Here is a 21,619-nt window from a genome sequence, read left to right on the forward strand (position 1 = left end):
ATGCTGATCGAGTCCCATTACGATTGCCATTACGGGGCCTCCTCAAGCTCCACGGTTAACTACCTGCGCGCATCATGCGCGCTTGAGCTGAGGAGGTCCCCCCTACGCCGGGACCGCCGCCCGGCTCATGCCATCTTTGGAGCTCCCGTAGAGCACGATCGGCGCCGCCTGCGACACGTGGCCGGTGAGCTTGACGACCAGGTAGGCGTCGCGCTTGGCCAGGTACTTGGGTCCGCTCTTCGTCAGCTTGACCTTGATGGACAACTTGCCCGTCCGCGTGGCCCTGGCCGAGCCGGTGGCGATCAGGTGCCGGCCGACCGTGACCTCGACCTTTCCGGTCTGGCCCTTCTTGGCGCGGACGTGGACGGTCCAGCCGCGGCGCAGCGACGGGCGCGAGACCTGCGACGGGAACGGCGCGTAGAGCCAGGAGGATCCGTCGTCGGTGGCGGGCCCGGTGCCCGCGCCGTCCTCGTCGATGCTCGGGTCGTCGTGCAACCCGACGGTCGTCAGGATCGGTGCCGACGGCGTGCCGCCCGTGCCCGGCAGGTAGCGGACGGCGAACTGCGCGCGGTAGCCGGCGGCCTTCGGTGAGCACGGGCCCGCCGGGGCACAGCGGTGCTCGGGCTCCTGGCCGAACGTCCCGTTGGCCTCGTCGTAGGGCAGCTCGATGAAAACGGGCCCACGATCCCCACCACCCGCGCCCGGCGCGCCGACCGCCCACGGCGCCGGCGTGCCGGTGCGGTCGTCCTCGACGATCACGCCGCCGAACTCGCCCGGGCGCGTCGTCACCGCGCACGGCTGCGCGTCGGCGGTCCCGACGGCGCACATGGCAGGATGCGAGGTGGAGAGGTCGATCGACGGGATGACCTCGATCTGGGCGTGGGTTCCACCGGCCGGCGCGCAGCCGTCGGGCCCCGCGGTGGCCAGCGCCACCCGCACGTAGGAGATGTCCTTGTCGTCGGACGCGCTGCCGATGCCGCCGTACTCGGTCTCCGCCGCGCCGACCGCGGGCGTCACGGTCCCGGCGCCGCCGGCGCAGGCCAGCGCCGGGCCGGGGTCCGGCGCCTTGGCGTCGGACTGCCAGGTGGTCGGATCCGGCGAGGACGCGGCGGTGGCGGTGGTCGCGGGCGCCAGCGCCGCGAGGACCGACATGATGAGGAACCAGCGGTGAGGGCGACGCATCGGCGGGATTCTGCATCAAAGAGCGCCGCACGTCACGCGGAGCAAGCGCCGAACGCCCTCATAGGTCGAGGGTCACGTCCTCCGCCGGTCGGCTGCAGCACACCAGCACTCGCCCGCGCGGCGGATGCTCCAGCGGCTGCGTGGTGTACTCGACCGCGCCCGCGACGAGCCCGCTCTCGCAGTTGTGACACACCCCGGTCCGGCAGCCGAAGCCGACCGGCACGCTGCACGCCTCGGCCAGGTCGAGGAGACTCGGAAAGCGATCGTCCCAGGCGACCGAGAGGCCGCTGCGACCGAACGTGACGGCGGGGCCGTCGCCCGCCCGGCCGCCGGGGGGATGCGGCGCCCGCGTGTCGGCCTCGACGATCCCCGAGCGTGTGACCGCGACGCTGCCGAACGCCTCGGTCGCCACGCGCTCGGGCGCGACGCCGCGCGCGGTGAGTGCGGCCGACAGCGCGTGCATGAACCCCTCCGGGCCGCAGAGGTAGTAGTCGGCGTCCTTGGGGACGTCCGCGCGGTCGACGGCGGCGGGGTCGATCCTCCCGGCGATGTCATAGGCCATGCCTTGGTCCGCGACCCCGGTCGCGCGGCTGTAGGCGACGAGCCGATGGGTTTCGGGCAACCGGCCGAGCAGCTCCTGGGCCTCTCGCGCGAAGGCGTGCTCGCGCGCGTTGCGCGCCGCGTGGATCCACCACACCGGACGCAGGCTGCGTTCCCGGACGAGCTCGTGCAGCATCGCCAGGACCGGCGTCGCACCGACGCCGGCGCTCAGGAGGACGATCGGGCCTTCGCCCCTGCGCAGGATGAACGAGCCGCGCGGCGCGGCGACATCGAGGACGGCGCCGATCGCGGCGCGGTCGTGTAGGAAGCGGCTGACCGCGCCCTCGCGCTTGACGCTGATGCGAAAGCCGTCGTCGCCGGGGAGGGAGGACAGCGAGTAGCTGCGCACGAGCGCGGGCCCGTCCGCGTCGGGCCGCACACGCACGGTCAGGTACTGGCCCGCCCGGCCGACCGGCGTCGCGGCGCCCTCGGTCGGGACCAGGCGGAACGACGTGATCGTGTCGCTCTCGCGCTCGATGGCGCTCACGCGCATCGGCCGGAAGCCGGTCCAGGCCGGCGCGTCCGCGGCCGCTCCGTCCTCGCCGGCCAGCAGCTGCCGGAAGCTGCCCTGCCACCCCTCGCTCAGGGCGGGGACGTGCAGCGCGCGCTCCAGCAGCGCCCGCGAGCGGTTGGGCAGGTAGAGCAGCGCATCGACGTCGGCGACCGTGATCCGCTCAGGCCCGTCGGCGACCTTGACGACATCGTCGCCCGCCTCGACCTCGCCCTCCTCGAGCACCCGGAGGTAGAAGCCGGGCCGGTGATGGGCGACGAGCAGCGACGGCATGCCGGCCAGCTCCATCCGGATGCCGACGCGGTAGCACGTGACGCGCGGCTGGGTGACCTCGAACAGCGCGCCGCCGATGCGGTAGCGGTCGCCGATGCAGACCTCGTCGTCGGCGAGCCCGTCGACCGTGAAGTTCTCGCCGAACTGGCCGTGGGTGAAGTCGTGGCGGCCGAGCTCGCGCTCCCAGTACTTGTAGGACTCGATCTGGTAGACGAAGACCGCGCGGTGCTCGCCGCCGTGGGCCCGGCGGTCGGCCTGGTCGTCGCCGTCGATGTTGATCGTGCGGACCATGCGGGGCCCGGCGACCGGCTCCTTCCAGATCGCGGTGCGCACCGTCTTGCCCTCCCACTCCACCTCGCGCGGGCGGCCGACGTTCACTGACAAGAGGCGGCCGCTCATCGTTCGGTGGCGGCCCGCAGGCGTCGAAGCATGTGGGCGGTGGTCGGCATGGCGGGCACTCCTCCTGATGAACCGGGGCGCCGGCCGATCGCCGAGCGCCGTCGGTGCATGAGTGGGCGGCCGGGACCTCGTCTTACCGGGCTCGGCTATTCGGGGGCGACGTCGCCGAACCGCCGGGCGGCCTCCAGCACACCATCGTGGTCAGCGCGGCAACCAGGACAGACGCGCAAGTGGATGGTGGTTCCGGGAAAGCGCGTGCTGGGATCCTGGCCGCGCAGCTCCATCTCGACGTACTCCTCCATGATCGGCACACCGGCGTCGCAGCCGGCGTCGCCGTCGTGAGCGCGTAGCAGCTCGTCGAAGGCGTGGAGATCGGTCATCGCCCCTCCTGTTCTGCGATCGGGTAGCCGGCGGCGGCCAGGCTCGCGCGGAGGCGGCGCCGCGCGTCGAAGAGGTTCTTGTAGATCGCGTTGCGGTTGGACTGCAACTCGAGCGCGAGCACGTCGATCGGCACGTCGTTGAGCGCGACCGCCACGAACACCTCGCGCTGGCGTGGCGTGAGATCGTCCGCGACGGCTCGCGTCAGCGTCTCGAGCTGCTCGCGCCGCTCGACCTGGTCGCCGGGGCGCGCCGCCAGCGCGTCGGGAAGGCGCTCGAGCGTCAGCGCTTCGGTGCCGGGCGGCTGGTGCCGCCAGCTGTGGCGTGCGACCTTGGCCGAGACCTCGAAGATCGCGAACTTGTAGGCCCAGGTCGTGAACCGGCTGAGCCCGCGGAAGTCGTCGACCTTCTTGATGATGTTGATGACGGCGTCGTTGGCGCACTGCTCGGCGACGTCCTCTAACTCGGGGCCCGCGAGGCCCGGGAGCTGGCCGCGGCGGCGGTGCAGCTCGTGCAACGCCGCCCGCCGGAGCATGTCGTGGAGCTTGGCGACCGCCTGGTCATGGCGCGGATGGCGGGCGTGCAGCTGCGCGACCCACCGCCTGGACGTGGGATCGCGGGGTACGCCCGAGAGCGCGCGGGTCGACTGCGATGTGGGCTCGCGACTCACCTGCCTGATCGTAGGCCGGCGACGCGTGAACCAACCGGTAAGACCGCGGTGGTGCCGCACCGGTCACGCCACAGGTGGGCTGCCGAGGCCTCCGGACAGCAGCTCGCGGATCGCCCGGTCTCGGCCCCCGTCGTCGAGCACGCGGAACGACGTCTGGTCGAACCGATGGTCGAGCAGCTCCTCGACGACGACGTAGGCGAGGTCGCAGACCCGGCCGGTGAAGTCGCGCTCGACGTACTCCGGGACCGTGTCGGGCAACCGACTCGGGTCGCGCAGCAGGGCGCCGACCGCGGGCCACGCGTCGCGGAGCTGCGCGCGGACGACGTGCGGCTCCTCGACGCTGAGCAGCGCCCACAGCACCGCCACGCCCTCGGCGCGCGCGTCCGCGCTCGCGGTGGCGGCCAGCGCGCCCAGGAGATGGGGCACGGCATCGGGGCCGAACTGGCACAGGATCCGACGCGCGTTGCGGGACTCGAGCGTGTCGCCGCGCTCCAGCGCCGGCACCAGGTCGACGACGTTCGCCGGTTCGGTCAGGATCACCGCCCGCGCGATCGGCGTTTCGGTGACGTCCTGGGATTCCGGCGTGCGGAGCGCCTGCGCGAGGAGCTGGGGATCGACGGCCATCGTGACTCAGTAGACCCCGACGTTGCCCGACATGAGCTCGCCGTTGAGCGCCTTGACGATCTTGTTCATGTCGCGCTTGGCGGTCGGGTCGAGCTTCTTGATCAGGACCTGCTTGAGGAACGTCGTCGCGTGCGACGTCTGGCAGACCTGGCCGGTGAGCAGGAACCGGCAGGCGGACTTGGCGGCGGTCCGTCGCCGGATCAGGGCGGCGTGGAAGTGCACCTTGCTCGAGCACGAGGCCATGAACAGCACCCGGCACGCCAGCTTGGCCTTGTCGATGTCCGCCGAGCCGACCTTGACCGCGGTCAGGAACTCCTCGGGCTTTGCGTGGTCCTTGTGCACGTAGTAGTGACGCCCCTTGAGCGGCAGCTCGCCGCGGGCCGTCTTGGTGCCCGACCGCGCGGGCTGGCAGACGTCCAGCGGCCGCCAGGCCCCGGTCAGCCCGCACACGTCTTTCGCTTTGACCTTCTTCGCCCGGATCCGGCTGTCCTGCTTCCGCACGTTCGTGGTCGCGGTCACGAGGGCCGACGGGAGGAACGCCTTCGGGTTCGCCACCGTCAGGTCGTGCTCCACAGGCATGACGGAGTGCTCGAGCAGGTCGCCGACGCACTCGGTATCGGTCGCGTCATAGCCCATGCGGAAATGCACGCCCCAGAGGTTCACCGGGAACTTCTTCTTGTCCAGGACGTGGTCTCTGCCCTCGGGGCCGAACGCAGGCCCCTGGCCGTACCGCGAGTGCCCTTCGTAGACCACGAGGGCGTCGGCGAGGTCGAGCGCCGCCGCCAGGTCCGCCATCCCGTAGACCACGCGGATCTCGTGCGTCGCCTTGGCGGCCGAGCCCTTCGGGAAGCGCCACGTGTTGTTCGCCCCGGCGGCGGGCGCCGCGCCTTTGCGGTCGCAGTTCGCCGTCAGGAAGGCCTGCAGGATCGTGCCCTGGCCGACCGACCGGATCTCGATCCCCTGCGCGATCACGATCACCTGCGCCATCGGAAAGAACGGCCCACGGACTACGGGATCACGACGTTGAGCTCGTCGTAGACGAAGCCGTCCGTCGGCATGGTGACGTCGAACTCGTCGACGACGGGATAGACGCCTTCGGGCTTGGCCGGGTCGGCGGGAGCCCCTGGCGTGGCGCTGACCGTCACCCAGTCCGCGCCGTCGAGGCCGAGCTTCTGCTCCCGCTCCCGGTACCCCGCGATCTCGGCGAGCAGATCCGCGAGCACGCCGCTGCCCGCGTCGTACCCGACCTCGCCCTCGAGGTGCTTCGCGAGCCACCCCACGGCCTCGCGCTCGCGGCCCGGGCGCATCGGCAGGCAGACACGCGCCCACGGGCTGTTGATGAACTCGTTGCGTCGCCGGTCGCCGTCGAGCTGGATCATCCACCCCAAGGACGAGCCCAGGGGCGCCGGCTCGCTGTCGGCGGTGATCTCGTAGGCCTCTCGCCCGATCCCGACCGTCCTCGACGCGTACCGCGGCTTCCACCACGAGGGGTGGGTGTACGTGAAGATGCCTTCGATGTCGAAGTAGCGGTGGAAGTACTCGATCTCCAAGGGCGTGGGCTCGCTCGGGTCATCGCCGCGACCGAAGAGGTAGCTGACCATCCGGTTCATGACCTCGTACCGCTCCTCCATGCGGAGGTCGTTGGCGGGACGGGCCTTGATCTTGCTCTTCTCCGTGATGAGCGCCTTGTTCTGCTCGAACTGGCGGGTCAGGGCCTCCTCGTTCGCCGCGGTGACCGCCGCCTGCCGCTTGGCCTCCCAATCGGCCATCACACCGGGGGACGGGACCCACGTGTAGGAGTAAGAGACCTGGACCGTGAGGCTGTCGCCCGGGAGGATTCCGATCTTGGCGGTGTAGGTCTGCGTTCCCGGGCTCCAGGTCGAGCCGAGGTCGAACTCGTTGTGGGGTGCCGGGGCCTCGTCGTCCTTGCCGCCGCCCTCGAGGTCGGTGATCGAGTCGATGCGGACGCCCGTGACGACGCGGTCCGTGCCGGGCTTGACCACGATCGTCACGTAGTACACCTTCTTGGCACCGTCCCACATGATGGATGTCGAGGTGGACTCGGTCTCGGTGCCGCCGGAGGGCCGCGGCGGGACGCCCGGAGGGACGTCCGGCACGGTGATCGGGCCGGCTTCCCGGAAGTGCACGAACCTGCTCCGCGCCAGGCCCTCACCCGGGCCGCGCAGGTAGACCTGCCACACGAGCTTGGGACCCAGCTCCTGGACCTTGACGTTCACGCGCCGGAGCACGCGCCGGAGCCCGTAGCTCACCGGCGCAGCGCTGTCGTTCCTGATCACCCGGCGCGTCGTGCTCGTCTCGGTGACCTCAAGCGTGTCGGTGGTCTTGATGCTGAAGCTCTTGGTGATCCGCTCCGACGCCCGCTTGGTGACCTCCTTCAGGCGACGCGTGGAGTACTCGCGGCCGCGCTGCGAGCTGACGCCGAAGCTGGCCGACGCCGACGCGCCGACCTGCCAGACGCCGATGCCGCCTGACGCGTTGGCGGACATGGACGCCGAGACGTCCTGCTGCACCATCGACGACACCTTGTCGGACACCTCGTCGAGGTTCTTCTCCTCGACCGCGGACTCGCTGACGACCTCCAGCCCCTGTTCGAGGACCTCCTCGTGGGTCTGCTTGCGCACGGTCTGGTAGATCACCTCGAGCGTCTCGAGCGGCGCGATCGTGAACGCCTCCTCGATCGGGCCGACGCCCTCTTCCTTGTTGAAGTACAACTGCCGGTAGTAGTGGGCGATGCCGATCGGCGACAGCGCCTCCTGGACGCTGATGCCCATCGGCCACAGGTGGGGCACGAGGGTGCCGTCGAACCGCAGGGCGTCGCGCATCCGCTCGTCGAGCCCGGGCCCGTCCTGGTTGGCCACCCACGACTTCGCGGCCTTGACCAGGTTCTTCTCGAGGCCATCGCGGGTGCGCGCGAAGTCGAGGCCGGACTGCTGGCGACCCAGCCGGCCGTCGACGGTCAGCGGGATCGCGGTGAGGCCCTGGACGAAGGAGCGCGAGCGCGCTCCGAGCTCCCGCAGCACCCGCGGGTCGGCTCCAAGCTCCTCGTGCGAGAACAGCAGGTTCGGGTCGGTCTCGGAGAACCCGTGCAGGTAGACGTCCTTGCCGACCGCGACCGCGTTGGGGAAGCCCGGGACGTCGAGACGCTGCACCGTGCTCGGATCCACCGCCTTGCCGTCGATGCTGATCGGCACCGCGAGCTGGTCGTCGTCGGCGACGAAGTCGAGCTCGCGCGGCACCGGCGTCCGCACCGTGTGACCGAGCGCCAGCGCCGCGGGCCGCCGCCCGTCGAAGCCGACCGCCTGCGCCTTCGGCAGCCGGGACACCACAGAGCTCGACACGAACCGGATGCCCAACAGCGACACCCAGCGCAGGATCAGCGGCTCGTACGCCGCGACGGTCATCGTCGCGTAGGCGTCGGTGAACTTCGTCAGCTCGGTGGTCACGTCGGCGACCTCCTCCGTGAGAGGCAGGGGCCGCGCACGGCGGCCAAGGGACGACAGGCAGTCGGTGGCCGCCTCGCGCGGCATGCCAGAGGCCGGATGACGGCGCGACGGGTCTACGGCCGACCGTACAGGAGCGCCCGCAGCGCTCGGGGGCGGGCCTCACGATCTGCACCGCTTCGCGACCGCTCAGCGTGCAAAGCCTCCAACCGCTGCCACGGACTCCTAGATCTCGCGGCGCGGAATCATAGGAAGAGCCGCCGGCCGGATCGCCTGGCTCGGCCCACGGGTGAGGCGCTCGGCGATCTCCACCTATCCCGCCCGGCGATCCGCCTCCAAGGTCCGTCCGAGGTTGTCGAGGACCCTGCCCCACCCGCCCTCGTGCGAGCGGACGGCCTCCTCGTCCCACAGGCCGCTGTGGGTGAACCGGACGGTGGTGGCTCCGTCGGTCTCCTCGAAGTCGATCTCGATCAGCGTTCGCCGTGTGTCGCCGTCCCAGAGCCAGGTGAACGCCAGGCGGGTCGGCGGGTCGATCTCGGTGTACCTGCCGCCGCCGCCGTGGTCGACGTCGTTGGCCGGGTCGTGCATGACGACGCGCACGACGCCGCCGACGCGCAGGTCCACTTCGGCCTCGGTCGTCTCCCAGCCGTGCTCGGCCTGCCACCAGCGCCGGATCACCTCCTCGCTGGTCCACGCGTCGAAGACCCGCTCGGCGGGCGCCTGGAAGGTGCGCTCGATGTGCAGCGTCTTGGTGTCGGTCACGTCCCGTGGTCCCGTCGGCGTCGCAGGCGCAGCATGACCCAGGCTCGCGCGACCAGCAAGCCGGTGCCCGTGCCGGCCAGCGCCGGCACGAGCTCCTCCACCGGCACGCCTCCCACGTGGGCGATCACGAGCGCGGGCTCCTCGAGCCGCGCTGCGAGGCGCTGGACTCTGAGAGCGCCGCCTCGAAGACGGTGGCCTCGTCGTACTCGTCGTGGAGGTTCCACCACCCGTAGGGCGGCGTCTGCGGGTAGCCCTCGGGCGAGTCCTCCCACTCCTCCTGACGCCCGAGCGCGGTCATGTCGAGATAGCTCCAGACGCTGCCCAGCGCCTCGTCGCCACGCTGGTTGATGAAGTAGGTGCGGAAGATCCGGTCGTCGTCGTCGCGGAAGAACGCGTTGGTGCCGTGCCACTCGTCCACGCCGAAGTCCGCGTCGAAGTCGTCGGTGATCGTGTACCAGGGGATCTCCCACCCCATCCGCGCCTTCCAGCGCTCGATGTCGGCCTGCGGCGCGCGCGAGACGTTCGCGAACGTGGTGTCGCGGGCGTTCAGATGCGCGAGGTGGTCGACCTGGTCGGCCATCTTCGAGCACCCGCGGCAGCCGCTCTCCGGCCAGCCGGCCACGCCGGGCTCGAAGAAGAAGCGGTAGACGATCAGCTGACGGCGCCCGTCGAACAGGTCGAGCAGGCTCGCCGCGCCCGCCGGGCCGTCGAAGGCATAGTCCTTCTCCACGGCCATCCTCGGCATCCGGCGGCGCTCGGCGGCCAGCCCGTCGCGGGCGCGGGTGAGCTCCTTCTCCTTGACCAGCAGTTCCTCGCGGGCGGCATCCCACTCCTGCGCGGACACGATCGGCGGCATGTTCATGGCGATCCTTCCTCCTTCAGGTACTCGTCGACGACATCGAACAGGCGCCCCCACAGGGCGCGCTGGCGATCCATCCAGTCGGCGGCCACGCTGAGCACCTCCGGCTCGAGCGAGAGCCGATGCGTCCGGCCCTCGACCACGCGCTTCACCACGCCGGTCTCCTCCAGCACCTTCAAGTGCTTGGAGATCGCAGGCTTCGACACCCCGAAGCCGCCGGTGGCCTCGCCGACCGTCGCCGGACCTTCGGCGAGGCGCTCGACGATGCCGCGGCGGATCGGGTGCGACAGCGCCTTGAACGGATCGTTAACCACATGGTGAACCGTAGCACAGATGTCCGAGCACCAGGGCTCACAGCGGCAGCGTGGCGGCGATCCGGGTGCCTCGGCCCGGCGGGCTCTCGACGCGCAACCGGCCTCCGAGCGCGGCGACGCGGTCGTTGAGCCCGAGCAGGCCGGTTCCGTCGGGGCGGGCCCCGCCGACTCCGTCGTCGCGCACGTCGAGGTGCAGCGCCCGGTCTTCGACCCACGCCTTGACCTCCGCGCTTCGCGCGCGGGAGTGCTTGACCACGTTGGTGAGCGCCTCGGCGACGACGAAGTAGGCGCTGGCCTCGATCTCGGCCGGAAGCCGGTCGCCGGCCACGGCCCCGTCCACGTCCACGTCGACCGGCACGCGCACGCGCGACACCAGCGCGTCGAGGCCGGCCCGGAGTCCGCCGCGAGCCAGAACCGCGGGCAGGATGCCGTGGGCCAGCTCGCGCAGCTCGGCGTTGGCCTGCTCAGCCTGCTCGAGCGCCTCGGCCACGAGCGCATCCGCCGACTCGCCATCGTCCTGCGTGGCGTCCTGCGCGGCGCCCTGCGCGGCGCCCTGCGCGAGCTTGAGCGTGACGATCGTGTGCACGAGGCGCTGCTGTGCCCCGTCGTGCAGATCGCGCACGACGCGGCGGCGCGCGTCGTCGCCGGCCGTGAGCACGCGGGCACGCGAGGCGACCAGCTGGGCGCGGCCGTCGGCGTTGGCGATCGCCGTGGCCACGAGCTCGGTGAAGTCGGCCAGGCGCTGCTCGGTGTCGGCCGGGAGCGTGCGGCCGCGCGAAGACAAGACCACGACGCCCCACAGGCGCCCTTCGACCACGATCGGCGCGCCGACCGACGTACATATGCCCCCTTTGCGGGCAAGGTCTGCGAGCGTGCCGGTGGGGCGTTCGAAGCTGTCCACGCGGGCCGCCCGCCCTGTGCGGAACACGGTTCCCATGGCGTTCTCGCCTTCCAGCGTGAGGCGCGCTCCGACGCCTACGCCGAGTTCGACATCGGTGGCCAGGGCGACCACGGTGCCCGTCGCGTCGGGCTCGTAGCGGCAGAGCGCCGTGCTGGTCGTTCCCAGCAGCCGGCAGACCTCCGTGGCTGTCACGGCAAACACCTCCGCCGACGCGGCGCCGCGCGCGACGAGCGTTGCCACTCGCCGTAGGGCGGCCTGCTCGGCGAGGAGCGACGCCAGCTTGTCGCGGCTCGTCTCGAGCGAGCCGGCCATGACGTTGAAGGAGCGCTCGAGCGCTCCGATCTCGGCGACGTCGGTCTCGCGCATGCGTGCGCTCAGGTCCCCACCCGCGAGCCGGTTGGCCATCACCGCCGCGCGGCGCAGCGGCCGGACGATGACGCGCGTCAGGTAGCCCGAGAAGACGATGATGAGGACGACCGACCCTGCGACACCGACGGCGGCTGCGGCCGTAGCGCGGCGCGCGGCCTCGTCGACGTCGGCGTCCCGCCGTTCGAGCCGGGCGCGCTCCGCGGTGCGGAAGCTGTTGAGGCCCTGCCGCAGGGCGTCGACGCGCTGCTTGCCCGTGAGGGTGCGCTCGACGCTGCGCACGGAGGGGTCGTCTCGTCGCACGGCGCGCACCAGCGGCAGCGCGTATTGCCGGTCATATGCATCCATGGCCCGGACGATTCGCCGGACGCGGGCGCGCTGGACGGGCTCGTCAGCGGCAAGGCGTTCGAGCGCTCTTGCGCTGTCCGGCAAGGCTGCGCGCGCATCGTTGGACGGCTGGAGGAAGCTCTCGTCGCGGGTGATGACGAAGCCGCGCAGTCCTGTCTCGAGGTCGATGATGTGCTTCTCGAGCGTGTCGGCCGCTACGAGCGCCTCGCGGGTCTGGCGCCTCAGGTCGGTCGTCCCGCGCAGCTGCGTGATCGTGACGAGGACAGCCGCGAACGCCCCGCCCACGATGATCGCGAGGAGACCGCTCGCGACGACCATCCGGCCAGTCAGCCCGCGTCTCATTTCACGTGCTCTCTGCCGAGCATGACGGGATACTGAGGTGATGATGACCTCCTCGGAGGCCCGGCGCCAGGGACGAGGTCGGAGCGCAGCGCGCCTCGCCGTCGTGCTGAGCGCGGTCGCGATCCTGACGGCCATGCCTGCGGCCTGTGGCGGCGACGGCGGAGGGGCCAGGGCAGCCTCAGGGAACGCGGCCACCGGCACGTTCCACCCGCCCAGGATCCAGACCAACGTGGACGCGGGGGTCAGGAAGGCCTGCGACGTACGGTCTGCGACCATCGACCGGATCAAGCGTGAGGGGGTTCTGTTCTGGGCGATCGGGGTTTCGCCGCCGTTCGGGTTCGAGCTCGAGCGCGGCGTGTGGGCCGGCGTCGAGGCGCAGAACGCCGCCGAGCTGGCGAACATCCTCGGTGTCGACTTCGACATCGCCGAGTACTCCTACGACGTGTTGCCGCAAGCGCTGGTCACCGGTCAGGCCGACATCGTCGGCGCCGAGCTGTTCGTCACCGACGAGCGCAAGAAGCTGATCGACTTCTCGGTGCCCTACTACCAGTCGGGCCAGCTCTTCTACGTTCTCGAGGACTCGCCGTACCAGACGATCGACGATCTGAACAACCCCGCCGTCCGCTTCGTGTACGGAACCGGAACCGCGCAGCTCGACCTGGCGAAGAAGTACGTCCCCAAGGCGAAGATCAGCGATACCCCACTCGGCAACCGGCTCCTTCTCCACGACGTCCTCGCGGACGACCGAGCCGACGCGACGATGTCCCAGGCCGCCGCGATGAAGGTCATCCGCGAGAAGTTCCGCCGGCCGCCGCTCGCCGCGATCGGGCGCAACGGGCGCGTCACGGGGCAGCGGGCGTCCTCCGAGGACGTGCTCGACCCGTTCGACGTCGCGTTCGGGCTTCCGAAGGGCGACGAGGCATGGCGCGGCTGCGTCAACGCCTGGGTGCGCGACCTACGTGATTCGGGTCGCATGGCCAAGCGCATCGACTACTGGCTCGCGCAGCCCGTGACGTGAGGAGGGCGACGAGGTACCACGGGCGGCCTACGTGAAGTCGACCGCCGGGAAGGCTCCGAGCGCCACGTATCCCGGCGCCGTGGTGGCGAAGCGCCGGTCGATCACGCGCCAGCCCTGCGGCTCGCGCCGGAGACGGTCGTGGTACTGGCCGACGCACGTGTAGTCGGCCGGGCGATGGTCGCCCTGGTCGGCGGTGGTCGCGAACCAGTGCCATGCGGTGACGTAGCTGCGCGCCGTGGCCTCGTCGCCGTCGAGCTCGACGACCACGTTGCTGAGGACGTGCGCGTGGCCCTCCGACCACTCCATCAGCGTGCGCATGAAGTGACCGATCTCGTCGCGACCCGACAGCTTGACGGCGCCGTGGTCGTCGACGGCGTCGGCGCTGTAGAACTCGTCGAGGAGCCGATCGGGCTCTCGCGTGTCGACGAGCCAGCAGTAGTGGTGAAGGAGGTCTTCGATCTCCGCCCGATCACGCAGGTCCTGCTCCCGGTTTCCCATCGTGCTCCCTTGTTGGCCTTCGCCGGACATCAGCGCCGCGCGCTCCCGATGCGACCGCTTGCGCACCGCGAACCCTTCGTAGCCCTGTCGCGCGACGTCGTCGCAGAGCCTGCGAAAGGTCGCGACGCCGCCCAGGTAGGGCAGGAAGACGCGTGGCTTGCCGGGGACGTTGGCGCCCACGTACCACGAGTCCGCCAGCGGGAAGAGGGTCGAGTCGGCCACCTCGCGCACGTGGTCGACCCAGGCGTCCTCGGCGCTGCGCCGGGGCTCGATGCGCTCGATGTCGTGCTCCTGCATGTACGCGATGCAGGTGGCGATCCAGTCGACGTGCTGCTCGATGGAGACCACCACGTTGGTCACGATCGACGGGCTCCCGGGGCCGGTGATCGTGAACAGGTTGGGGAACCCGGCGATCGCGACGCCCAGGTAGGCACGGGGCCCGTCGGCCCACCGGTCGGCCAGCCGCACGCCGCCGACGCCCCGGATGTCGGCGTCCAGGAACGCGCCGGTCACCGCGTCGAACCCGATGGCGAGGATGAGGACGTCGAGGTCGTGCTGGCCCGCGGCCGTGCGCAGCCCGCTCGGCGTCGCCCCCTCGATCGGGGTCCGCCGGAGATCGACGAGCGAGACGTCGTCGCGGTTGAACGTCTCGTAGTAGCCGGTGTCGAGGCACAGCCGCTTGGTGCCGACCGGGTACGTCGTCGGCGTCAGGATCTCGGCGACCTCCGGATCGGCGACCACCTCGCGGAGCCGCGCGCGGAAGTAGTCGGCCGCCGTGTCGTTCGCGGCCTTGTCGACGAGCAGGTCGTTGAACGCGAGCAGGAACGCACCGCCTCCGACCTGCCACCGCCGGTCGTACTCCTGCCGGCGCTCCTCCTCGCTCACGGCCAGCGCGGACTCGCCGCCGATCGTCACGGGGAGCCCCAGATCGGACTCCAGGGTCTGGCGACGCCGCTCGGCGTAGTTGGCCTTGACCTCGTCGGCGACCTCCGGCGCGAGCGGCGCGTTGCGGGCCGGGAGGCTGAAGTTCGGGGTCCGCTGGAACACCGTGAGGTGGCCGGCCTGCGGCGCGATCGTCGGGATCAGCTGGACGCCCGTCGACCCGGTGCCGATCACTCCCACCCGCTTGCCGCCGAGGTCGACGCCGTCCTTCGGCCAGTCGCTCGTGCGGTGGCATACGCCGGCGAAGGTGTCGAGCCCGGGGATGTCTGGGTCCTTGGGCGCCGAGAGACACCCCATCGCCGTGATGCAGAAGGTCGCCGAGAGCTCCGTCTCGCGGTCGGTGCGGATCCTCCAACGGGTGTTGTCCTCGTCGAACGCGATGCGCGTGACCCGCGTCTCGAGCTGGATGTCGCGGCGCAGGTCGAAGCGATCCGCGACGTGGTTGATGTACCGGAGGATCTCCGGCTGGGACGGATAGCGCTCGGTCCACGCCCATTCCTGCTCGAGCTCGGGCGAGAAGGAATAGGAGTAGTCGAAGGACTCGATGTCGCAGCGCGCACCGGGGTAGCGGTTCCAGTACCACGTGCCGCCGACGCCGTCGCCCGCCTCGAGCACGCGCACGCTCAGGCCAAGCTCGCGGATGCGATGCAGCATGTAGAGCCCGGCGAATCCCGCGCCGACGACGATGACGTCGAAGTCGGGCGACGCATCGCCGGCGTCGGGACGCCTCACGACGCTGCCGATCGCAGCTCGAAGCCCTCATACCCGGCCGCGGCGACCTCGTCGCAGCGCTGCCGATACGCGCCGAACCCGCCCAGATAGATGCACAGCCGTCGCGGCTTGCCCGGGACGTTGGCGCCCATGTAATAGGAGTCGGCGCGCGGGAACAACGTCATGTCTCCGACGTCGGCCACGTGCTGCGTCCAGGCGTCGGTCGCGTCAGGCGTCGGCTCGACCGTGTCGATCCCCTCTGCTCGCATCCGCTCTATGCACTCCGCGATCCAGTCGACGTGCTGCTCGATGCCCACCGGGAGGATCACCATCAACGACGGGCTGCCGGGCCCGGTCACGATGAAGAGGTTCGGGAAGCCGGGCGTCATCAGCCCGAGGTAGGTCGAGGCGCCGTCGTCCCAGCACTCGGCGAGGCGGCGGTCGCCGCGCCCACGGATGTCGACCGCGAGCAGCGGTCCGGTTCCCGCGTCGTAGCCGAGCGCGAACACGAGCGTGTCGAAGGCATGTTCGCGCTCGGTCGTCTGCAGCCCGCCCCGCGTGATCGAGGTGATCGGCGCGCCACGGACGTCCACGAGCTCGACGTTGTCGCGGTTGTAGGTCTCGTAGTAGCCGTTCTCGACGCAGAGGCGCCGCGTCGCGAGGGGATGGTCGGTGGGGCACAGCAGCTCGGCGGTGGCCGGGTCGTCCACCGCCTCCCGGATCTTGTCGCGCACGAAGTCGGCGATGAGCGCGTTGGCGCGCTCGTCCAGGATCACATCGCTGTAGGCCTGCATGAACAGGGCCGCCCCGCCGATCTCCCAGCGGCGCTCGAGCTCCGCGCGCACCTCCTCGTAGGGCAGCGCGAGCGCCGAGGTCTCGCCGAGACGGATCTCGTCGCTGAAGCCGAACGGCGACGTGCGCTGCTCGCGCCGGCGTTCGGGGTAGGTGGCCCTGGCCCGGTCGAGGTCGTCGCTGGGCAGCGGGCCGTTGCGCCCGGGGACGGCGAAGTTCGGGCTGCGCTGGAAGACCGTCAGGGTGGCGGCCTGCGCGGCGATCTCAGGGATCGCCTGGATGCCGCTCGAGCCCGTGCCCACGAACCCGACGCGCTTGCCCGTGAAGTCGACCGGCGTGTCGGGATAGCGGCTGGTCTGGTACCAGTCGCCCGCGAACTGCTCGAGGCCGGGGAACGGTGGATCGATCGGCTCCGACAACCCGCCCGTCGCCATCACGACGAACTGAGCGTCGAACCGCCCGGCCCGGTCGGTGTCGACCAGCCAGCGGCCGGTCTCCTCGTCGAAGCGGGCGGCCACCACCCGGGCGTCGAGCTCGATGCCGTCGCGCAGCCCGAACCGGTCGGCGACGTGGTTGAGGTAGCTGAGGATCTCCGGCTGGCCGGCGTACCGCTCGCTCCATGCCCACTCCTGGTCGAGCTCCGGCGAGAAGAGATACGAGTAGTGGATGCTGTCGACGTCGCATCGCGCGCCGGGATAGGAGTTCCAGTACCACGTCCCTCCGATCTCGGGCGCGGCCTCGATCACGCGTCCCGACAGCCCGAGGGCGCGTAGACGATGCAGCGCGTACAGCCCCGCGAAGCCGGCCCCGACGATCAGCGCGTCATGGCGACGTGCGAGCCCGTCACGGGTGTTCGTCTCGTCCATGACGTGCGTCTCTATCATAGATATCATTAAAAGTGCAAGGGCATCCGGTCCCTCCGCGGCCTGGGCGGAGCCCGCCCTTCCCTCTGTATCGTCTAGAGCTATGGAGGTCGTCGTCGAGCGCCATGGCCCGGTCGCCCGGGTCACCCTCAACCGTCCCGAGCGCCTCAACGCGCTCTCGGATTCGCTCATGGAGGACCTGCGCCGGACGTGGGCCGTCCTCGCCGCCGACGCAGCGCTCCGGTGCGTGATCGTGACGGGCGCGGGGCGCGGCTTCTGCTCGGGGGCCGACGCGGCGCTCCTGTCCTCGGACCGCTCGGCGGCGCCGGAGGACGTGCACGACGAGCTGTCGTTCCTCCCCGGTGACCGGCTGGAGGTGCCGGTGATCGTCGCGGTCAACGGGATCTGCGCGGGCGGCGGGCTGCATTTCGTCGCCGATGCCGACATCGTGGTCGCGGGTGCAGCCGCCTCGTTCTGCGATCCCCACGTGACCGTCGGCCAGGTCAGCGCGCTCGAGCCGGCCACCCTCGCGCTGCGCATGCGGCCCGACATCCTGCGCCGGCTCGTGCTCCTCGGTACCTCGGAGCGGCTTGACGCCGACGCCGCCCTGGCGGCCGGCCTGGTCTCGGAGGTCGTCGCCGACGACGCGTTGCAGGCCCGCGCCGACGAGCTCGCGGCCACCGTCTGCAGCGGGTCGCCGGCCGCCCTGACCATCTCCCGCCGGCTCCTGCGCACCTTCGAGCGGCGGCTCGTCGACGCCTCGCTGCAGGAGGGCTGGGACGCCATCCGCGCTCACTGGTCGCACCCGGACGCCGCCGAGGGACCTGCGGCCTTCCAGCAGCGGCGTCCACCCCGCTGGACCCCGCCCGACAACGGCGGGCAGTAGCCCGAGGCCGATCGAACGCGCGGCTCAAGCTATGTATCATCTACATCTATGGACGCGAACAATCCTTCGCCGGTCCCGACCGCGTCGGGCGAGCTCTGGATCTGCGTGGAGTGCGGGATGATCTATGACCCGGCGGAAGGAGACCCCGACGGTGGGCTTCCCCCCGGGACCCGCTTCGAGGACATCCCTGACAGCTGGGTCTGCCCCGTCTGCGGGGCGCGCAAGGCCGCCTTCGAGCCCTACGTCTGATGGCCCCGACGCCGGCGGTCGACACGTTCGTGACGCCGCTGCTGTGGCCCGCCGATCAGGTCCCCGAGTTCATGCGCGCGCTCATGAGCGACCTCTTCCACCGGGACGCCGACGAGGTCCTCGCGTCGCGGACCGCCGCCGAGGTCCTTGCGGAGATGGACGCCGCCGGCATCAGCACCGCGGTCCTCAACGCGGTGCCCGGCCGCGCCGACGAGCTCGCCGACTGGGTCGCCGCCCACCCCGACCGCTTTCTGCTCTCGGCCGAGTTCGACCCGCGGCAGGGCATGAAGGCCGTCCGGGAGATCCGCCGCCTGCACGACGACTGCGGCCTCGCGCTCGTGCGCATCGTCCCGTTCATGTTCGGCATCGCCCCCAACCACGCGGCCTACTACCCGCTGTTCGCCGCGTGCGTCGACCTGGGGCTTCCCGCGTCGGTCACCTGCGGGATGCCGGGCCCGCCCATGCCCGCCGAGGTCCAGCGGCCACTGCACCTCGACGACGTCTGCCGCTACTTCCCCGAGCTGACGCTCATCATGGCCCACGGCGCCGACCCCTGGTGGGACGAGGCGATCCGCCTGATGATCCGCTTTCCGAACCTCCACATGATGACGTCGGACTGCGCGCCGAGGTACCTCCCGGCGCAGCTGATCCACTACCTCAACACGCGCGGGCGCAAGCGGCTGATGTTCGCCACCGGGTTCCCCGTCCTGGACTTCGCCCGCTGCCGCGCCGAGGCCGAGGCGCTCGACCTGCGCCCCGGCGTGCTCGACGACTACCTCCGCGGCAATGCCGAGCGCCTGTTCGGCCTGACGTCGCCAACCCACGAGGAGACCGCATGACCCGTCGCATCGACCTCCCGCCGTTTCCCGACAGCTGGTACTACGTCGCGAGCTCGCACGACGTCGCACCCGGTGAACTGGTCACGCTGCACTACTTCGGGCAGGACTTCATCTGCTGGCGCGGCGAGAGCGGAACGATCAACGTGCTCGACGCCTACTGCGCCCACCTCGGCGCGCACATCGGCCACGGCGGCTTCGTCGAGGGCGACAACGTCGTGTGTCCCTTCCACCACTGGCGGTGGAACGGCGAGGGCCGCAACGAGCGGATCCCCTACCGCGACAAGCCGCAGCGCGGGGCGCGGATCGGCTGCCGCCCCGTCCGCGAGCAGAACGGGCAGGTGCTGCTCTGGTACTCGGCGTCCGGCGCGCAGCCGGACTGGGAGCCTCCGGCCCTGCCCCAGGCGGCGGACCCCGACTGGCTGCGGTTCGAGTCGGAGCGCTGGGAGATCGGCAGCCATGTGCAGGAGATCTTCGAGAACACCGTCGACATCGCGCACTTCCAGTTCGTCCACGGCGTCTCCGGCTTCGGCGCCGTCGAGCTCGTCGAGGAGGGACCGATGTTCCGGGCGATCGCGAGCATCACGATGAAGACGCCGCGCGGCGACGTCGACGGCGCCGTCGAGTCCGAGCTCTGGGGCCTGGGCCTCGACTTCGTGCGCCAGCGGGGGCTGGGCGAGGCGCGCACCATCTTCAGCGTCACCCCCGTCGACGAGGGGGCCCTCAGCGCGTTCTACACGTTCTTCATCCCGAAGGATGCGGCGACCGGCGAGGCCAGCCGGTACGGCCAGGCCTTCATGAAGGAGTTCTCCCGCCAGATCACCCAGGACATCCCGATCTGGGAACACAAGCTGTACCGCGCCCGCCCGATGCTCGCGATGGGCGAGGGCCCGATCGTCGACTACCGTCGCTGGGCCGGACAGTTCTACGAGGAGCCGGCGCCCGTCGCCGCCTAGGAGCCCACCGTGACCACGACCCCCGTCCTCTACGAGCAGCGCGACGCGGTCGTGCTCATCACCCTCAACCGCCCCGATCAGGCCAACGCCCAGGACTCCGAGCTGCTCTACGCCCTCGACGACGCGTTTCACCGCTTCGCGCAGGACGACAGCGCGGCCGTTGCGATCCTGCGTGGTGCGGGCCGGCATTTCTCCGCCGGTCACGACATCAGCCCGGGAGGCCTCGCCGACTACGAGCGCGACTATCCCCGCCAGGGGATGTGGTGGAACCACGTCGGCAAGGTTGGGGCCGACAACTACCTCGCGCGCGAGCAGGAGGTCTATCTCGGCTTCTGCCGGCGGTGGCGCGAGCTGCCCAAGCCCACGATTGCGCAGGTCCACGGTGCCTGCATCGCCGCCGGGCTCATGCTGGCCTGGGCCTGTGACCTGATCGTGGCCGGCGAGTCGGCGAAGTTCGCCGACCCGGTCATCGCGATGGGCGCCCCCGGGGTCGAGTTCTTCTGCCATCCGTGGGAGATGGGTCCGCGCCGCGCCAAGGAGTTCCTCTTCCTCGGCGAGAGGATCACCGCGGCGGAGGCCTACGAGATGGGCATGCTCAACCACGTCTATCCCGACGCGGAGCTCGAGGAGCGCACGTTCGAGCTCGCCGAGAAGATCGCCAAGCGTGCCCGCCTCGCGCTGGCGCTGACCAAGATGGCGGTCAACCAGGCGCAGGACGCCATGGGCCACCGGACCGGGATCGACTCGGTGTTCGGGCTGCACCAGCTCGCGCACGTCCAGAACCTCGTCGAGATGGGAACCCCGAACCGCGGGTTCGACTCCGCCCAGACGAAGCGCAGCATGGACGGAGCCTGAGCGGTGGACCTCGCGCTCACCGCCGATCAGCGCGCGATCCAGGAGGCGTTCACCGATGTCTTCACGCGCGAGGCGAAGACCACGCACGGCAGCGCCGCGGTCGAGACGGGGTTCGACACCACGCTGTGGACGCTCGTCGCCGAGCTCGGCGCGGTTGGGATCGCCGTGCCCGACGAAGCCGGCGGCGCGGGCGCGGGCCTCCTGGAGCTCGTGCTCGTCGCCGAGCAGGCCGGCCGCCGCATCGCGTGCGTCCCGCTCGTCGAAGCCGCCGTGGGCGCTCGGCTGCTCGCCGCAACGGGCGGGGCGCCGTTGCTCCTCGACGACGCCCTCGCCGGCCGGCGCCTGGCCGTCTTCGCGCCGCGACCCGCGGTCGACGGCGTGGCGACCGTCCTGCCCGGCGGAGCCGTCGCGGACGCCGTCGTCGCCCTCCACGGCGACCAGCTCGTCGCCGTCGAGGGGCCGGCCGGGGAGTGGATCGCCGACCTCGGGATGATGGCGGTCGCCGACCGCGACCTTGCGGGCGACGGCGTCACGCGCACCGTGCTCGCCGAGGGCGACGAGGCCCGTGAGCACTGGGCACGGGCGCGCGACGATTGGCGGATCGGCACGGCGGCACTGCTGAACGGGCTCGCCGCCGAGGCGGTCGCCATCGGCGTGTGCTACGCGCTGGAGCGCGTGCAGTTCGGCGTCCCGATCGCCGCCTTCCAAGCCCTGCAGCAGCCCCTGGCCGACATCCAGACCGCGGTTGAGGGCGGCGAGCTCCTCGCCCGCGAAGCCGCATGGTGCCGCGATCGCCGGCTGGAGGACTGCGCCCGCCTGGCCCCGATGGCCTACGCCCACGCCGCGCGCACCGCCGAGCGAGCCGCCGCCACGAGCCTGCACGTGCACGGCGGCTACGGCTACACCCTCGAATACGACATCCAGTACTACCTGCGCCGTGCGAAGGCGCTCTCGCTCGCCGACGGCGATCCCGAGCTGGCGTGGGAAGCGATCGGCGCGACCGCCGTCGCACAGGAGGCCTAG

21 protein-coding genes are annotated in these 21,619 nt (G+C 71.1%); 7 read left to right on the forward strand and 14 right to left on the reverse strand.

What is annotated here, in order from left to right:
- Positions 1–102 precede the first annotated feature (102 nt).
- From VK501_RS28160 to VK501_RS28215, 12 genes are all read right to left on the reverse strand, one after another.
- Positions 103–1,182, reverse strand: a complete 1,080-nt coding sequence (locus VK501_RS28160) for a hypothetical protein (protein ID WP_324343381.1) — start codon at positions 1,180–1,182, stop codon at positions 103–105.
- A 58-nt stretch (positions 1,183–1,240) separates the two neighbouring features.
- The gene (locus VK501_RS28165) at positions 1,241–2,944 is read right to left on the reverse strand and encodes an MOSC and FAD-binding oxidoreductase domain-containing protein (RefSeq protein ID WP_324343451.1); all 1,704 of its coding nucleotides are present in this window, start codon (positions 2,942–2,944) and stop codon (positions 1,241–1,243) included.
- A 167-nt stretch (positions 2,945–3,111) separates the two neighbouring features.
- Positions 3,112–3,345 carry a hypothetical protein gene (locus VK501_RS28170; RefSeq protein WP_324343382.1) on the reverse strand — a complete coding sequence of 78 codons (234 nt, stop codon included), beginning with the start codon at positions 3,343–3,345 and terminating at the stop codon, positions 3,112–3,114.
- Positions 3,342–4,013 carry a sigma-70 family RNA polymerase sigma factor gene (locus VK501_RS28175; RefSeq protein ID WP_324343383.1) on the reverse strand — a complete coding sequence of 224 codons (672 nt, stop codon included), beginning with the start codon at positions 4,011–4,013 and terminating at the stop codon, positions 3,342–3,344. Before VK501_RS28175 ends, VK501_RS28170 begins: the two co-directional genes overlap by 4 nt.
- A 63-nt stretch (positions 4,014–4,076) precedes the next feature.
- Positions 4,077–4,637 (reverse strand): hypothetical protein, encoded by a 561-nt coding sequence (locus VK501_RS28180; protein WP_324343384.1) that lies wholly within the window; start codon positions 4,635–4,637, stop codon positions 4,077–4,079.
- A 6-nt stretch (positions 4,638–4,643) separates the two neighbouring features.
- Entirely contained in the window at positions 4,644–5,624 is a 981-nt protein-coding gene (locus VK501_RS28185) for a hypothetical protein (protein WP_324343385.1), read from the reverse strand.
- Positions 5,625–5,644: 20 nt separating this feature from the next.
- On the reverse strand, positions 5,645–8,101 hold the full coding sequence (locus tag VK501_RS28190; RefSeq protein WP_324343386.1) for a hypothetical protein: 2,457 nt from the start codon (positions 8,099–8,101) through the stop codon (positions 5,645–5,647).
- A 309-nt stretch (positions 8,102–8,410) separates the two neighbouring features.
- A complete protein-coding gene (locus tag VK501_RS28195; RefSeq protein WP_324343387.1) occupies positions 8,411–8,860 on the reverse strand; it encodes an SRPBCC domain-containing protein in 450 nt (149 codons plus the stop codon).
- Positions 8,857–8,988, reverse strand: coding sequence for a hypothetical protein (locus VK501_RS28200; protein ID WP_324343388.1), 132 nt, complete (start codon positions 8,986–8,988; stop codon positions 8,857–8,859). The genes VK501_RS28195 and VK501_RS28200 overlap by 4 nt, the downstream gene beginning before the upstream one ends.
- Positions 8,985–9,722, reverse strand: a complete 738-nt coding sequence (locus tag VK501_RS28205; protein WP_324343389.1) for a DUF899 domain-containing protein — start codon at positions 9,720–9,722, stop codon at positions 8,985–8,987. Before VK501_RS28205 ends, VK501_RS28200 begins: the two co-directional genes overlap by 4 nt.
- Positions 9,719–10,033 carry a metalloregulator ArsR/SmtB family transcription factor gene (locus VK501_RS28210; RefSeq protein ID WP_324343390.1) on the reverse strand — a complete coding sequence of 105 codons (315 nt, stop codon included), beginning with the start codon at positions 10,031–10,033 and terminating at the stop codon, positions 9,719–9,721. The genes VK501_RS28205 and VK501_RS28210 overlap by 4 nt, the downstream gene beginning before the upstream one ends.
- A 37-nt stretch (positions 10,034–10,070) precedes the next feature.
- On the reverse strand, positions 10,071–11,966 hold the full coding sequence (locus VK501_RS28215) for a CHASE3 domain-containing protein (protein ID WP_324343391.1): 1,896 nt from the start codon (positions 11,964–11,966) through the stop codon (positions 10,071–10,073).
- 67 nt (positions 11,967–12,033) lie between these two features.
- Between VK501_RS28215 and VK501_RS28220 the strand changes: the two genes are divergently transcribed.
- Positions 12,034–13,008 (forward strand): ABC transporter substrate-binding protein, encoded by a 975-nt coding sequence (locus VK501_RS28220; protein ID WP_324343392.1) that lies wholly within the window; start codon positions 12,034–12,036, stop codon positions 13,006–13,008.
- 27 nt (positions 13,009–13,035) lie between these two features.
- Here the strand turns inward: VK501_RS28220 and VK501_RS28225 are convergent, their stop codons facing one another.
- Both VK501_RS28225 and VK501_RS28230 read right to left on the reverse strand, forming a co-directional pair.
- The gene (locus VK501_RS28225; protein ID WP_324343393.1) at positions 13,036–15,180 is read right to left on the reverse strand and encodes a nuclear transport factor 2 family protein; all 2,145 of its coding nucleotides are present in this window, start codon (positions 15,178–15,180) and stop codon (positions 13,036–13,038) included.
- The gene (locus VK501_RS28230; protein ID WP_324343394.1) at positions 15,177–16,817 is read right to left on the reverse strand and encodes an NAD(P)/FAD-dependent oxidoreductase; all 1,641 of its coding nucleotides are present in this window, start codon (positions 16,815–16,817) and stop codon (positions 15,177–15,179) included. The genes VK501_RS28225 and VK501_RS28230 overlap by 4 nt, the downstream gene beginning before the upstream one ends.
- 100 nt (positions 16,818–16,917) lie before the next feature.
- Here VK501_RS28230 and VK501_RS28235 point away from each other — a divergent pair, with 100 nt between their 5' ends.
- Genes VK501_RS28235 through VK501_RS28260 form a run of 6 tightly spaced genes read left to right on the forward strand, consistent with a single transcriptional unit; the run spans position 16,918 to position 21,619 of the window.
- Positions 16,918–17,700, forward strand: coding sequence for an enoyl-CoA hydratase/isomerase family protein (locus tag VK501_RS28235; protein WP_324343395.1), 783 nt, complete (start codon positions 16,918–16,920; stop codon positions 17,698–17,700).
- A gap of 48 nt (positions 17,701–17,748) precedes the next feature.
- Positions 17,749–17,949 (forward strand): rubredoxin, encoded by a 201-nt coding sequence (locus VK501_RS28240; protein WP_324343396.1) that lies wholly within the window; start codon positions 17,749–17,751, stop codon positions 17,947–17,949.
- Complete coding sequence (locus VK501_RS28245; RefSeq protein WP_324343397.1) at positions 17,949–18,788, forward strand: amidohydrolase family protein; 840 nt, start codon at positions 17,949–17,951, stop codon at positions 18,786–18,788. Before VK501_RS28240 ends, VK501_RS28245 begins: the two co-directional genes overlap by 1 nt.
- Positions 18,785–19,741, forward strand: a complete 957-nt coding sequence (locus VK501_RS28250; protein ID WP_324343398.1) for a Rieske 2Fe-2S domain-containing protein — start codon at positions 18,785–18,787, stop codon at positions 19,739–19,741. The genes VK501_RS28245 and VK501_RS28250 overlap by 4 nt, the downstream gene beginning before the upstream one ends.
- Before the next feature lie 9 nt (positions 19,742–19,750).
- On the forward strand, positions 19,751–20,596 hold the full coding sequence (locus VK501_RS28255; protein WP_324343399.1) for an enoyl-CoA hydratase: 846 nt from the start codon (positions 19,751–19,753) through the stop codon (positions 20,594–20,596).
- A 3-nt stretch (positions 20,597–20,599) separates the two neighbouring features.
- Positions 20,600–21,619: an acyl-CoA dehydrogenase family protein gene (locus VK501_RS28260; protein WP_324343400.1), complete on the forward strand. Its 1,020-nt coding sequence runs from the start codon at positions 20,600–20,602 to the stop codon at positions 21,617–21,619.

Source organism: Baekduia sp. (genome assembly GCF_035318805.1).
GTDB lineage: Bacteria > Actinomycetota > Thermoleophilia > Solirubrobacterales > Solirubrobacteraceae > Baekduia.

Coding starts and splice junctions, on each gene's coding strand:
- VK501_RS28160 (WP_324343381.1), bottom strand. CDS start 1,182: ATGCGTCGCCCTCACCGCTGGTTCCTCATCATGTCGGTCCTCGCGGCG.
- VK501_RS28215 (WP_324343391.1), bottom strand. CDS start 11,966: ATGGTCGTCGCGAGCGGTCTCCTCGCGATCATCGTGGGCGGGGCGTTC.
- VK501_RS28220 (WP_324343392.1), top strand. CDS start 12,034: ATGACCTCCTCGGAGGCCCGGCGCCAGGGACGAGGTCGGAGCGCAGCG.
- VK501_RS28240 (WP_324343396.1), top strand. CDS start 17,749: ATGGACGCGAACAATCCTTCGCCGGTCCCGACCGCGTCGGGCGAGCTC.
- VK501_RS28230 (WP_324343394.1), bottom strand. CDS start 16,817: ATGGACGAGACGAACACCCGTGACGGGCTCGCACGTCGCCATGACGCG.
- VK501_RS28170 (WP_324343382.1), bottom strand. CDS start 3,345: ATGACCGATCTCCACGCCTTCGACGAGCTGCTACGCGCTCACGACGGC.
- VK501_RS28245 (WP_324343397.1), top strand. CDS start 17,949: ATGGCCCCGACGCCGGCGGTCGACACGTTCGTGACGCCGCTGCTGTGG.
- VK501_RS28250 (WP_324343398.1), top strand. CDS start 18,785: ATGACCCGTCGCATCGACCTCCCGCCGTTTCCCGACAGCTGGTACTAC.
- VK501_RS28180 (WP_324343384.1), bottom strand. CDS start 4,637: ATGGCCGTCGATCCCCAGCTCCTCGCGCAGGCGCTCCGCACGCCGGAA.
- VK501_RS28235 (WP_324343395.1), top strand. CDS start 16,918: ATGGAGGTCGTCGTCGAGCGCCATGGCCCGGTCGCCCGGGTCACCCTC.
- VK501_RS28185 (WP_324343385.1), bottom strand. CDS start 5,624: ATGGCGCAGGTGATCGTGATCGCGCAGGGGATCGAGATCCGGTCGGTC.
- VK501_RS28205 (WP_324343389.1), bottom strand. CDS start 9,722: ATGAACATGCCGCCGATCGTGTCCGCGCAGGAGTGGGATGCCGCCCGC.